Source organism: Silvimonas iriomotensis, from assembly GCF_014645535.1.
Classification (GTDB): domain Bacteria; phylum Pseudomonadota; class Gammaproteobacteria; order Burkholderiales; family Chitinibacteraceae; genus Silvimonas; species Silvimonas iriomotensis.
Map to the genome: position 1 here is coordinate 1,249,030 of NZ_BMLX01000001.1, position 13,842 is coordinate 1,262,871.

Here is a 13,842-nt window from a genome sequence, read left to right on the forward strand (position 1 = left end):
GGGTTTACGCCTTAGCGGCTGTAAACTTCGCTGGCCGGGAAGAAGTAAGCGATTTCGATGGCAGCGTTTTCAGCGCTATCGGAACCGTGAACGGCGTTTGCATCGATCGATTCAGCGAAGTCAGCGCGGATGGTGCCCTTGTCTGCCTTCTTCGGATCGGTTGCGCCCATCAGGTCGCGGTTCTTCAGGATTGCGCCTTCGCCTTCCAGCACCTGGACGAACACCGGGCCGGAAACCATGAAGTCAACCAGATCCTTGAAGAAAGGACGTGCTGCGTGCACAGCGTAGAAGCCTTCAGCTTCAGCGCGGGACAGTTGCTTCATCTTGGCAGCAACGACTTTCAGGCCGGCGGACTCGAAGCGATCGACAATCTTGCCAACAACGTTCTTGGCAACAGCATCGGGTTTGACGATCGAGAGGGTACGTTCAATAGCCATTTGTTTTCCTACTCCAGGTTGATTTGACTTAACTTGTTTCTACGTGTTTACTTCATGCGGCAATGCCATTTGCAACAAGGCATCACTGCTGAAACGGGGGCTGAAAACGGCACTCTTCAGCCAAATAGCCAAACATTATAACAAATTCAACAACATTGCGGCAGATGAGCGACCAACTCGACCCCATCTTGCATCAAGCCGAGCAATCCCGGCTTAAACAACAGCTGGCGTGGCGCCTTGGCATCGCTGCCGGCCTCATCATCGTCGTCCTTGCTGCCATCTGGCTGCTGGACCATAGCCAGAACGGCGAACCCGAACCCACAATCAGCGTTCCGCGCATCGCCTCAGCGGCCAGCGCCATTGCCACGCAGCCCGCGAGCGCCGTGGCTTCAGCCATTGCGTCAGCGCCTGTCGCCGCCAGCGCCGTCGCCTCGGAACCCGTTGCCGCATCAACTCCGGAACCGGCCACGCCGACACCTGCGCCGGTCACCGAAACGCCGGAACCCACGCCCCAGCAAGCCGTGACCACACAGGCGCCGATCAAGGCACCCGGCCGCGCCGCCCCGGCCCCTGCCATTGCGCCAGCCCGCAGCACGCCGGCACCGACGCCTGTAGCAACACCCGCACCCACCCCGAAAGCCGCCGAGCCCGCGCTGAACCTGCCGCCGCCCGAAAAAACGGCCGAGACACCCGCCGCGCCGGGCAAGTTTGAAGTCCACGCCGGCAGCAACGGTTACACCATTCAGGCCGGCGTGTTCCTGCATGCATCCAACGCCGACAAACTGCTGACCCAGCTGCAATCTGCCGGTGTACCTGCCTGGCTGGAAACCCGGGTGCAGATCGGCCCTTTCAAAAACAAGGCCGATGCTGAAGCGGCTATTCGCAAATTGCGCAAATTGGGTATAGAACCGGTTGTCCGGGAAAACCAGTAAAGCCTGGCGATAATCCTGAACCTGATCCTGCACCAGCCACTTTTCAAAAGCTTTTCAGACACTTGAAATGGGGTCCTGGTGCACTGGATGCAACACACTGGACATAAAAAAACGGGCAAATGCCCGTTTTTTTATGTGGCACCCGCCGATCAGGCCAGGACTGGCGGCAACTGCGGCAGTAGCGCCTGGCGCTCTTTGGTGGCCGCGCCACACAGCGCAAAGCCCAGCAACTGCCCCTGCGCATTCACAAAGCGGGCATCGACGCCCTCTTCGCTCACATTCACTTGCCACTCGCCCTGCGCACCTGCGGCCGGCGATGACACCACCGTGGGGCAAGCCGGTGTTTTGACCAGCACCGGCATGGCCGGGTAAGTCAGGCTGGCCGTGTTGCCAGCCAGCACCTGCGCCAAGGTGCGCGCTGCATGCATGATCGGCATTACAAAAGGCAAAAACAGACCTTCAACCTCAGCGCAATCGCCCAGCGCGTAAATATGCGCATCACTGGTTTGCAATTGACGATTGATGACCGTACCCCGCTCTACCCGCAGGCCCGCGGCCTCGGCCAGCGTGTTGTTGGGGTGCAAACCCACGGCCGACAGCACCAGGTCCGCCTGCAGGCGCTCGCCCGAACTCAGTTCAACTTCAAAACCGCTGCCGGCATGATGGACCGCGCCGGCCAGCGCGCCAAACACAAAGCGCACGCCGGCGGCTTGTAATCTGGCGGCAAACCACTCGCCCGACTGGGGCGGCAACAGGCGCGGCAACGGCGTCGCGGCAGATTCGACCACCACCGGTTCAATGCCGCGCGCCAGCAAGTCGTTGGCAAATTCGCAGCCAATCAAACCGCCACCCAGAATCACCACCCGTTTCACGCCTTCCAGCTTGCTGGAGAAATGCGCGAAATCATCAATATGATTGACGGACAGGACTTCATCAGCAGCCTCGCCACCCAGACGCAGGCGAACCGGCTCGGCGCCGACAGCCAGCACCAGATCGCGATACGCCTGCACCTGGCCATCCGACAGCATCAGCATCTGTTTTTCACGATCAATGCCGACCACTTCCGTGCGGGCAAAGATAGTGGCATTCAGTTCTGCTTCCATCTTTTCGGCCGGTTTCATGACCAGCGTCGCGACGGTCTTGTTGCCAGCCAGCGCGTTGGAGAGCATCGGCTTGGAATAAAAATCAGCGCCATCACCGGCAATGATGACCAGTTCGGCTTCGGCATCAAGTTTGCGAAATTCGCGCGCGAGGTTGTAACCGGCCAGTCCGGCCCCGACGATGACTACGGGCAATGCCATGAAAAATCACTCCGGCGTGATCAGACCATTCTGGACCTCATCACGCTGCAAACAGGTTTACAGAAAACAGGCGCGCCCCGGTCAGGGCGCGCCAGATATCAATCAGTTATCAAGCAGTTATTTGATGCATTCAAGCCGCAGACGCTCAGGCCGCCACGGCTACAGCGTCTTGCGCGCCAATGAAGGTCACTTCCGGCAAATCACTGGCCAGCATGGCGTTGCGGACCGCTTCGACAGCAGCCAGCCGCGGGAAATTGCGGCGCCAGGCCAGCACCACCCGGCGCGTCGGCACTGGCTCGGAAAACGGGCGGATGCTCAGCAAAGATTCATCGGCAGCAGTCACCGATGTCGCTGGCAAAACCGTTACCCCGATCCCGCCCGCCACCATGTGACGGATCGTGGTCAGCGACGAGCCCTGCAAGGTGCGCTGCAAGCTGCCGGTCGGCAGGCTTTCGCGGTTCAGGTCCGGGCAGGTCTGCAAGACGTGATCACGGAAACAGTTGCCCGGCGAGAGCAACAAGACGTTCTCTTCTGCCAGCATGGAGGCATCAATGGCTTTCTGCTTTTCCCAGTGATGCCCTTTGGGCGTGGCAACCACAAACGGCTCGTCATAAACCGGCTGGGTGGCAATGCCCGGCTCATGAAACGGCTCGGCCAGAATGGCCACATCGATCTCGCCCTGCTTGAGCATTTCGGCAAGACGGCCGGTGTAGTTTTCTTCCAGCAGAATCTGCATTTGCGGCGCCGCCTCACGCAGGTGCGGGATCAAATGCGGCAGCAAATACGGACTGATCGTATAAATAATGCCCAGCCGCAAAGCGCCCGCCAGCGGGTCTTTACCTTGCTCGGCCAGTTGCTTGACCACCTGCACTTCTTCCAGCACGCGCTGGGCTTGTTCGACCACGCGCTCACCAATCGGCGTCAGCGTGACTTCACCGGCCGCGCGCTCAAACAGCGTCACGCCCAGTTCGTCTTCCAGCTTTTTCACCGCCACCGACAAGGTCGGCTGCGAGACAAAACAGCTATTGGCAGCACGGCCAAAATGGCGTTCACGCGCCACGGCCACGATATAACGTAATTCTGTCAGGGTCACTTGCGCCCTCCTTGCCATGCACGAATAAGCCACGCCACTGCGACCAGAGCCAGGTCGGCCCTGTTGATACGGCGGCAAGCAGCCGGGAATGTCCAGTCAATCGGCACAAATTTACCCTGCCCGTCGCGCCAGTCTGGCGTTGCGGTAAGCGGTATCTGGTTGATCTAACCGATTGATTTTATCAATCAACATTCTATCAGCAAAGATTATGTTGATGACAAGCAGTCCGGACGTGCAGACTCAGTCAGCCAGAAAACACTCCAGTTCCTTGCGGCGTTTCATGGCATCGCGGTAACCCAGCTTCACCAGCTGGCGCACGTAATCACCATGAAATAGCAGATAACTGGACAGCACCGACCCCTGGCGACGGAACGCGCCCAGGCCGCCCAGCAAGAAACGCAAACCAGGCGGAAAGCGTTTACGGTGCGGCATCACCAGCCGCTCCAGCGGGCGTGACGGCGCAATGGTCAGCACCTGTAGCGGGCGCAAGGCGGTACGGTGCGCGGCGCGGACTTCTTCACTGAGCAAAGAGATGGTGTTGTTGACGCGCTGAACACGCTCCAGATCTGCCTCCAGCGAATCAAGAAACACACTATTAAGCAGATGTCCGGCCACCTGGGCCAGCGAGGGGTATTCGTTGACTTTCTCCCGCCCGGGCGGCTCGGCGTGCGGTGCCACACCGATCACCAGCAATTTGCTGGCGCCCAGATGGATCGCCGGGCTTAACGGGGCGATCTGGCGCACGGAACCATCGCCAAAATACTCGCGATTGATGCGCGCGGCGGGAAACACCAGCGGAATCGCACTGGACGCCATCAAGTGATCCACCGAGATCTCTGCCCGCAAGCCAATGCGTGAGGCACGCTGCCAGGTATCCGGCAGTGTCGGGGCACCCTGATAGAAACTGACTGACTGGCCCGAGGTATAACCGGAGGCGGTAATCGATAAGGCCAGCAGCGAGCCATCATCCACCGCGCGGCCAATGCCTTCGAAATCGACCAGTTCACTGAGCAGATCGCGCAGGGGTGCGTTATCCAGCAAGGATTTGGGATTACGCTCGCCCAGACCACCGGCCAGCACAGAGATCACCCAATGCCCGGCACTTTTGAGCAGTGCCGGCACGCTGGCCCGGTACACCCGCTCTGGCGAGAGCAATAGCCATGATCTGGCCAGATGCCGCACCGAAGACTGAAAATCACTGGCGCGGGACGCCAGCCCGGCGGCATTGATGGCGCCCGCTGAGGCACCACAGATAATCGGAAACGGGTTGGCTTCACCGTGCCGCCAGATGCGCGCCACCGCCAGCAGCACACCCACCTGATACGCCGCACGCGCCCCGCCGCCAGACAAAATCAGCGCGCACGGGCCCTTGTCATCCTGATGCAGTGTCGCTTCGGCATGTGCCATGCCGCCCTCCCTTCTTGTGGATTTGCGGTCTGTAGCCGCATGCGCCGGTTGCGTTCGTCACCGTCTTGCCGGGCGACGCCACGCACCGCTTTATCTCTTTGTCTATTACTTTACATATTGCCGCGCCACTCGCCCCGCCGCGACTTTGCCGGCGTAAAACCGGCCTGGTTTGTACAAATTGCAACACGCTCCCCGGCAAAACGTGATTACGTCGGCATAGTCTTACCGTGCCAAACCCGGTATAATCGACTTTTGGCGTGAAAGGATTCGCAAATGCGCATCGTGCAACAAGCACTGACCTTCGACGACGTTCTGCTCGTCCCGGCCCACTCTGACGTCCTGCCCCGCGATGTCAGCCTTGGTACCCAATTCACTCGTGACATCCGGCTTAACCTGCCGCTGATCTCCGCAGCGATGGATACCGTGACCGAAGCCCCACTGGCGATTGCCATCGCCCAGGAAGGCGGCATTGGTATCGTTCACAAGAACATGTCTGGCAAGCTGCAGGCCGCTGAAGTCTCCAAAGTCAAACGTCATGAATCCGGCGTGGTGAAAGACCCGCTGGTCGTCTCGCCCGAGATGCTGGTTCGCGATGTCTTGAACCTCTCCCGTCAGCACCGTATTTCCGGTTTCCCGGTTATTGATGCCAAAGGCCAGCTGGTCGGCATCATCACCAACCGTGACCTGCGTTTTGAAACCCGCCTTGATGTGCCCGTCTCCAGCGTGATGACGCAAAAAGACAAGCTGATTGTTGTGCGTGAAGGCACCTCGATCGACGAAGCCCGTCACCTGATGCACGACCACAAGCTGGAACGTGTGCTGGTGGTGAACGAAGGCTTCCAGCTGCGCGGCCTGATTACCGTCAAGGACATCATCAAGACCAGCGAACACCCGCTGGCCTCCAAGGATGAACTGGGCCGTCTGCGCGTTGGCGCTGCGGTCGGTACCGGTGACGGCACCGAAGAACGCGTTGCCCTGCTGGCTGAAGCCGGCGTGGACGTCATCGTGGTGGATACCGCACACGGCCACAGCGCTGGCGTGCTGAACCGCGTGAACTGGGTCAAGCGCAATTTCCCGAACGTACAAGTGATTGGCGGCAACATCGCCACCGCTGCTGCCGCCCGCGCCCTTGTGGATGCTGGCGCTGATGCGGTCAAGGTCGGTATCGGCCCGGGCTCCATCTGCACCACGCGTATCGTGGCGGGTGTTGGCGTGCCGCAAATCTCCGCCGTGGCCAATGTGGCCGATGCACTGGCAGGCACCGGCGTGCCGCTGATTGCTGACGGTGGCATCCGCTTCTCTGGCGATATCGCCAAGGCCATTGCTGCCGGTGCCCACACCGTCATGCTGGGTGGCTTGCTGGCCGGTACCGAAGAAGCGCCGGGTGAAGTCGAACTGTACCAGGGCCGTTCTTACAAGAGCTACCGTGGCATGGGTTCTCTGGGCGCCATGCAGCAAGGCTCCAGCGATCGTTACTTCCAGGAAGAAAACACAGCCAACGCCGACAAGCTGGTACCGGAAGGCATTGAAGGCCGCGTCCCGTACAAGGGCCCGGTGACTGCGATTGTTCACCAGCTGGTGGGCGGTCTGCGTTCTTCCATGGGCTACCTGGGCTGCGCCACCATCGCGCAAATGCATGAGAAAGCCGAATTCGTGCAGATCACTTCTGCAGGTATCCGCGAATCTCACGTGCATGACGTGCAGATCACCAAGGAAGCCCCGAACTACCGCGTGGAGTAATCCGCACTGGTGGTTCCATGAAAAAGCCCTGCATATGCAGGGCTTTTTTATTGGGGCCGGTAATTGCGGTGAATGGCAAGGCAATTGCATTCACCGCACTACCTGGCTGATCAAACGCGCCGGGCGGCCTCGGCCATCATGCGCGCGGCTTCGGCCGCACTCATGTTGCCATTGCGCCAGAACTTCATGGTGGCTTCGAAAATACCCGAGCGCACTTCTTCCGGCAGACACTGGCTATGCGCCCACGACGGGACCAGCACGTTGGCGTTGGCCGCTTGCGCGAACGAACGCGCCGTCTCTTGCGAATAACCATCGTAACGGCTCATCGGCGTATCCGAGCGTGCCGGGACGTTACCCTTGAAGAAGTTGAACGCTTCCTGACCTTCCTGGCTCATCAGCATTTCCACCAGATCGCGCTGGGCATCGTGCATGGCGCCCTCTTTTTGCTTGAACATGATCAGTGAGTCACACGCAAAAGAGAACTCGCCCGCGGCGGCCGGCGCAGCCCAGCCCATATAGTCTTTGCCCTGGGCTTGCCCGGCCTGCATGAATTCAGGCTTGGCCCAGTCGCCCATGATCTGCATGGCGGCACGCCCGTTGATGACGTCCACCGTCGCCAGGTTCCAGTCACGACCTGCGGCGTCTTCAGTGCAATACGGCTTGAGACGACGGAAACGCTCCAGCGCCCGCGCCATGGTGGCGCCGCCCAGCGCGGTGGCGTCCAGCTTCACAAAGCAGCTGCGATGGAACTCGGCGCCTTCGGCCAGAATCACCGTTTCAAGCATGGTGGCAATCTGCCAGTCTTGCTCGCCCACGGCCAGCGGCGTAATGCCGGCGGCCTTCAGCGTCTCGCACAGGGCAAAGAATTCATCCCAGTTGCGCGGTTGCTGACCACCTACTTTGCGCATCAGCGGCAAGTTCACCCACAAGGTGTTGACCCGCGCGGCACCCAGCGGCACCGCTACGTATTTGCCATCCACCTGAATCATTTTGTCCAGCACGGCCGGCAGCACACTGGACCAGCGCTGACGCTGGGCGATCTCGTTCAGATCGGCCAGCACGCCCATTCTCGACCATTTACCGATATTGATAATGCGGTTTGCCGCCGCAGTCGGCGCGTTACCCGATTGCACGCGCGAGTTGAGCGTGGCCATCGGATCGCCGCCACTGGTACGGGTATCCATCCAGTGGTGACCCTGGGCGTTCAGACGGGTTTTCAGCTCGAACACGGCACGGGCTTCACTGCGCGACAGCCACCAGTGCAGCACTTCCACGTCAGCCAGATGGAACTTGCCAACGGCACCGAGCAGCGTCTTGGCGCGCTCATCCACACTTTGCAGAGTCTGGCGCGCCTGATGCAGCGCAGAATCGGTAGCGCGTGTCATGCCGCTGACGCGTTCGGTCGAACGGGCCATGGATTCGGTCGCAGACGATTGCTCTGCGGTGGCGTCGGCAATCTGCCGTACCACCTGGGCGACTTCATCCATGCGGCCAGAAATGGTCAGCATGTGTTTGCGCGCGTGTTCGGCCTTGTCGACACTTTGTGCCACACCACTGGAGGTCCGGTTCATATCGGCCAGCACGGCATTGGTCTCGGCGTTGACGAGTTCAATCCGGCGCGCGATATCAACCGTGGCCGAAGAACTGCGCTCGGCCAGTTTGCGCACTTCATCTGCCACCACTGCAAAGCCGCGGCCTTGCTCGCCGGCGCGTGCCGCTTCAATGGCCGCATTCAGAGCCAGCAGATTGGTCTGGTCCGCAATTTCCTTGATCACCACCACAATGCCGCTGATCTCGCGCGCACGCTGGCTCAGGTTGTCCATGGCCGTACCCAAGGACTGAATGGCGGTCGCCACCTCGCCCACCTCGGAGGACACGCCCATGACCGCTTGCGCGCTCTCGCTGGAAATCGACTGGGTATCAAGCACCGCGACATCCACATCACGCGCGCGTGACGCAATGCTGGAAATGCTCTGCGTGATCTGGCCCACGGTCGCGGCAGAGGCCGAGGCGTGGTCCGATTGCATGCGGGTATCGTTGGAAATCTGCGTGGTGACGGCCGTCAGTTCGTGCAGGCTCAGTGCCAACGCTTCCATCTCGCGCTGGATTTCGCGCAGCACGGATTGCTGCGTGCCGACAAACTGGTTAAGCGGGCGCCCGAGCGAGCCCAACTCGCCTTCTTCGGCAAAGCGCACCGACAAACCGGCGCTGCCGCCCATGTCGTGCAAGCCGCGCTGCAACGCATCCAGCGGCCGCAGTGCGAATCCAGCCGCCAGCCAGGCGGCCACGGCCAGTGCAATCAGGCTGGCCAGTGCCAGCGTATAAGCCACGGCGTCCAGCGCCAGATTCTGCCCGAACAGGACATAACCCAGCGTAACCCCAAACCCAAGCAAAGCCACTACCAGTACCGGCAGCAGCAAGCGCATGCGCATTGTCATATGTACCTCCCCAAACCGCTTATAGCTTTATTGTTTCTGTGTATCTGTGTATCTGTTTATTTCTTGAACCGGGTACTGCTGCTCATGCCGACGGCAACGCGCCCCCGCGCCACCCTCTACATAAAACAAACCCGCCCGGCACACTGTGCGGCGGACGGGTTTTTTCACCAATCGGGAAGATTACTTACGTTCCCTCAGGCGCTATATCTGGCGGGCTCCAGCACCATATTCGGTGATGGAATGCCGATGTGGTATCCCTGCAAATAATCGACGCCAATCTCGCGCAGCTTGTCCGCGATCTCGGCCGATTCAACGTACTCGGCAATGGTCTGGCGACCCATGGCGTGGGCAATGTGGTTCACCGCAATCACCATTTGCAGACTGACGTGATCGTCCACAATGTCGCGCACCAGGCTGCCGTCGATCTTGAGGTAATGCACCGGCAGCGTTTTCAGATAGGTAAACGACGAGAACCCGCTACCAAAGTCATCCAGCGCAAAGCGGCAGCCGCGCGTGCGCAGGGCCTCAATGAACAGCGTGGATTCCTTGATATTGGCGATTGCGCTGGTTTCGGTAATCTCGAAACACAGGTTTTCCGGCGGTACGCCGGATTCATCCAGCCGCTCCAGCACAAAGGCCAGTGTCTGGCGGTTCAGTGATTTGCCCGACAGGTTGACCGACAGCATCGGCACCGGACGCCCCTGGCGTTCTTGTGCGGCCAGATAGCTGATCGCGTGCGAGACTACCCAGCGGTCGATGGTAGCCATCAGGTCATAACGCTCAGCCGCAGGGATAAACGCCCCCGGCGAGATCACCTTGCCGTTTTCACCCACAAGGCGCAGCAGCACTTCGTAATGCAGTTCATCCGCATCCACCGATGACACGATGGGCTGGAAGTACAACTGGAACCAGTTCAGTTCAGCGGCCTGACGCAAGGTGGCCAGCAGTTGCAATTCGTTGTGGCGCTGCTCCAGGTTAACTTCGCCGCCGCGATACCAGGACAAGCGGTTACGGCCGGCTTCCTTGGCGGCAAAACAGGCCACGTCGGCGCGGCTGATCACTTCCTGCAGGTTGCGCGCCTCGGTATCCATCAGCACCAGACCCATACTGCCGGTAACGGTAAACGGACGGTCTTGCCAGACAAAGCGGTATTGCTCCAGCGCCTGCAGGATACGGTCGGCCAGTTGCTGGGCCTGTTCAGTCGAGGCGTCATGCATCAAAAAGCCGAACTCATCCCCACCCAGGCGCCCTACCTGCACGCCGACTGGCACAATTTCGAGCAACTGGCGCGCCAGTTGCCGCAGCAATTCGTCACCCGCCAGGTGACCGCAGGTATCGTTCACCAGCTTGAACTGATCCAGATCCAGTTGCATCAACACGCACGGCTTGGCGGTTTCGCGCACGATTTCGCTGGCTTGCACCAGTGCGCCCATAAAGCCGCGGCGGTTGGTCAGGCCGGTCAGTTCATCATGCGTGGCCTGATAAGCCAGGCGCTCGGTCAGCGCTTCAGCCTCGCTGATATCGTGCAGCGCCACGACAAGACCAATGCCGTGTTCATCCGGCACCGCGGCAATCGCCATCTCGACACGATAGCGCTGCCCCAAGCGGTTCACGAGCGTAGCCACTTCGCGGGTGGCGGTGTGGCCGCCCTCCAGCGCTTCTGCCAGCAAACGCGACAACCGCGTGCCGCTGGCTTCATCGACCGTCATGACGATATCGGTAATCGGGCGGCCAGAGGCCTCGGCAAACGGCCAGCCAGTGAGGGTTTCCGCTGCCGGGTTCAGCAATTTGACCTTGCCATCCGCCGTCGTTGTCACAATGGCGTCCGCTACCGAACTGAGCGTGGCCTCGGCCAGTTCTTTTTCGCGCAGCAATTCATGCTGGGCGGAATCACGTTCGTTCAGGCCCTGCAGCAGGTTGCGACGCATGGCATTAAAGGCGTCGGTCAGCGTTTGCAGTTCATCTGCCGTGCCGGGCGGACGTGCCAGCACCAGCGGCGCGGACAAACGCTCGTAATTGAAATGTCTTGTGTAATCAGCGATATAGCGCAGATGACGGGCAATCAGCCGGTGATACAACCAGATAAACGCCAGCGCCGCCGCACCCATGCCGGTGACCAGCAACAGCAAGATACGTTTGAGTTGATCGGTGATTTCAGATTCAAGCCCGTCGAGCGTGTTCACAAGGGTCAACTGACCCAGCCGCACAGACTTGTTGGTGAGCGGATGCAGGTACTCCACCGGGAAAGTCATGCTAACCACAGAGCGCTGGTCAGAGGGCAACTCGCCGGCCTGGTAACGCGAACCATCGGTTTCGACCAGCTCGGCGTAACCCACCACCTTGGTTTGCAGCAAGGAGTTAAGTTGCGTGCGCACGGCCTCGGTGTTCACCAGCCACAGGTTGACGGCCAGCTGCGGACGCACACTGCGCGACAGTGTTTCCAGGTCGGTGCGAATCTGGGTCAGGCTGCGTTGATATTCCTGACGGGCCAGGAAAAAGGCCAGCGACGCGGCCACCAGAACGCTGGTGACCATGACGGCCAGAACCAGACGCAAGGCAAGCCGGTTTTCCCGGGAAAAAACGCGCAGCCGCGCGAGCAGTTGTTGCATCTCTATTGGGGCTTCGTTCTGAGAGTCCAATGACTGTTGCGGAGCATTAACGACGCCCTTCGCCGGTACAAATCATCGTAATACATTTGCACCCGCAACCATCCAATTCTTACTTTCAATGAAAGTATTTGATTTCTTATAAACCCATTAAACCATAGATTGTTCGCAACCGATCAGCAAAACACCGTATTCGCAGCCAAAAACAAACACTTTTTGTAGAGGCAGTCTTACAACTACATTCCCTGATAGCCCGGACCGCCGCCGCCTTCCGGCACCAGCCACACGATGTTACGCGCCGGGTCCTTGATATCACAGGTTTTGCAGTGCAGGCAGTTCTGCGCGTTGATCTGCAGCGCCCGCTTGCCCTGCCGCTGCACAATCTCGTACACACCGGCCGGACAATAATGCGCCTCAGGCGCGTTATAGACATCCAGATTCTCGGTGATATAGACCTCCGGCTGCCTGATCAGCAGATGCGAGGGCTGATCCGCCTCATGCCAGGTGTTGGAAAGCTGCAACGACGAGGCCTTGTCAAAGGTCAGCACGCCATCCGGCAACGCATAGTCCAGTTTCGGCATTTCCCGCGCGTTCTTGAGGGTGGAATAGTCCGCCTCGCCATGTTTCAGTGTCCATGGCAGCTTCACGCCGAATTGATCCAGCCACAAATCCGCGCCGGCATACAAGGTACCCAGCAAGCTGCCAAAGCGGGACAACGCCGGCTTGATGTTGCGCACCTGGCGCAGTTCACGGCCAATCGAGCTTTGAGCCACGCGCTGGCCATAATCTGCCAGCGTGTCGTGCGCCCTGCCGGCCGAGATCGCGTCAAATACCGCTTCTGCCGCCAGCATGCCGCTCTTCATGGCGTTGTGGTTACCCTTGATCCGCGGCACGTTGACCATACCGGCCGCACAGCCCAGCAATACCCCGCCGGGGAATGCCAGCTCAGGCAGGGATTGCCAGCCGCCTTCAGTAATTGCGCGCGCGCCATAGCCAATACGTTCCCCGCCCCGCAGCATGGCGGCAATAGCCGGGTGTCGTTTCAAACGCTGGAACTCTTCATACGGCGCCAGCGTGGGGTTGGCGTAATCCAGATGCGTCACAAGGCCGATGGCAACCAGATCCTCGCCCATATGATAGATAAACGCGCCCCCGCCAGCGCGGCCGCCCAAAGGCCAGCCCAGCGTATGCAGCACAAGACCGGCGTCGTGCTGGCCGGCCGGCACCCGCCACAGTTCCTTGATGCCAAGGCCGTATTTCTGGGTCTGAGCAGCGTCGCGCAGTCCAAATTGTTGTTCCAGCTTGCCAGTCAGAGAGCCGCGCGCGCCCTCTGCCACCAGCGTGTAGCGGGCATGAATTTCAATGCCAGGCGTGTAGTCAGCTTTAGGCTGACCGTCTTTGCCGATGCCCATATCGCCACAGACCACGCCAATCACCGCGCCATCATCGCCATAAACTGCATCGGCCACGGCAAAGCCCGGGTAGATTTCCACGCCCAGCGCTTCGGCTTCTGTTGCCAGCCAGGCACCAAACTCGCCCAGGCTGATAATGTAGTTGCCGTCGTTGCGCATGATGCGCGGGATCATCAGGTGCGGAATGGTCCACGCCAGGTCTTCATCCAGCACCATAAAGCGGTCGTGTGTCACGGGGGTATGCAATGGCGCGCCGCGTTCTTGCCAGTCCGGGATCAGTTCATTGAGTGCGACCGGGTCCAGCACGGCGCCAGACAATAGATGCGCGCCAACCTGCGCGCCCTTTTCAAGTACGCACACGCCCAGATCCTGCCCGGCGGCCAGGGCCAGTTGCTTGAGACGGATCGCTGCGGACAAACCGGCCGGGCCGGCACCGACGATTACTACGTCATATTCCATTACATCGCGCTGCATGA

9 protein-coding genes are annotated in these 13,842 nt (G+C 60.0%); 2 read left to right on the top strand and 7 right to left on the bottom strand.

The window, feature by feature from the left end; all coding sequences use genetic code 11:
• Positions 1-11: 11 nt before the first annotated feature.
• Entirely contained in the window at positions 12-437 is a 426-nt protein-coding gene (ndk, locus tag IEX57_RS05535; RefSeq protein WP_188703131.1) for a nucleoside-diphosphate kinase, read from the bottom strand.
• A 164-nt stretch (positions 438-601) separates the two neighbouring features.
• Here ndk and IEX57_RS21290 point away from each other — a divergent pair, with 164 nt between their 5' ends.
• Positions 602-1,369: an SPOR domain-containing protein gene (locus tag IEX57_RS21290; RefSeq protein ID WP_188703133.1), complete on the top strand. Its 768-nt coding sequence runs from the start codon at positions 602-604 to the stop codon at positions 1,367-1,369.
• A gap of 149 nt (positions 1,370-1,518) precedes the next feature.
• On the opposite strand, the gene IEX57_RS05545 is transcribed toward IEX57_RS21290, so the two are convergent.
• From IEX57_RS05545 to IEX57_RS05555, 3 genes are all read right to left on the bottom strand, one after another.
• The gene (locus IEX57_RS05545; protein ID WP_188703135.1) at positions 1,519-2,670 is read right to left on the bottom strand and encodes an NAD(P)/FAD-dependent oxidoreductase; all 1,152 of its coding nucleotides are present in this window, start codon (positions 2,668-2,670) and stop codon (positions 1,519-1,521) included.
• 145 nt (positions 2,671-2,815) lie between these two features.
• Positions 2,816-3,763: a hydrogen peroxide-inducible genes activator gene (locus IEX57_RS05550; protein ID WP_188703137.1), complete on the bottom strand. Its 948-nt coding sequence runs from the start codon at positions 3,761-3,763 to the stop codon at positions 2,816-2,818.
• Positions 3,764-4,003: 240 nt separating this feature from the next.
• Entirely contained in the window at positions 4,004-5,170 is a 1,167-nt protein-coding gene (locus IEX57_RS05555; RefSeq protein WP_188703139.1) for a patatin-like phospholipase family protein, read from the bottom strand.
• Between the two features lie 273 nt (positions 5,171-5,443).
• Between IEX57_RS05555 and guaB the strand changes: the two genes are divergently transcribed.
• Positions 5,444-6,910 (top strand): IMP dehydrogenase, encoded by a 1,467-nt coding sequence (gene guaB / locus IEX57_RS05560; RefSeq protein WP_188703140.1) that lies wholly within the window; start codon positions 5,444-5,446, stop codon positions 6,908-6,910.
• Positions 6,911-7,020: 110 nt separating this feature from the next.
• Here the strand turns inward: guaB and IEX57_RS05565 are convergent, their stop codons facing one another.
• From IEX57_RS05565 to IEX57_RS05575, 3 genes are all read right to left on the bottom strand, one after another.
• Positions 7,021-9,348, bottom strand: coding sequence for an extracellular solute-binding protein (locus IEX57_RS05565; protein WP_188703142.1), 2,328 nt, complete (start codon positions 9,346-9,348; stop codon positions 7,021-7,023).
• 194 nt (positions 9,349-9,542) lie between these two features.
• A complete protein-coding gene (locus IEX57_RS05570; protein ID WP_188703143.1) occupies positions 9,543-11,957 on the bottom strand; it encodes an EAL domain-containing protein in 2,415 nt (804 codons plus the stop codon).
• A gap of 233 nt (positions 11,958-12,190) precedes the next feature.
• A complete protein-coding gene (locus IEX57_RS05575; protein WP_188703146.1) occupies positions 12,191-13,840 on the bottom strand; it encodes an electron transfer flavoprotein-ubiquinone oxidoreductase in 1,650 nt (549 codons plus the stop codon).
• Between the last annotated feature and the right edge of the window lie 2 nt (positions 13,841-13,842).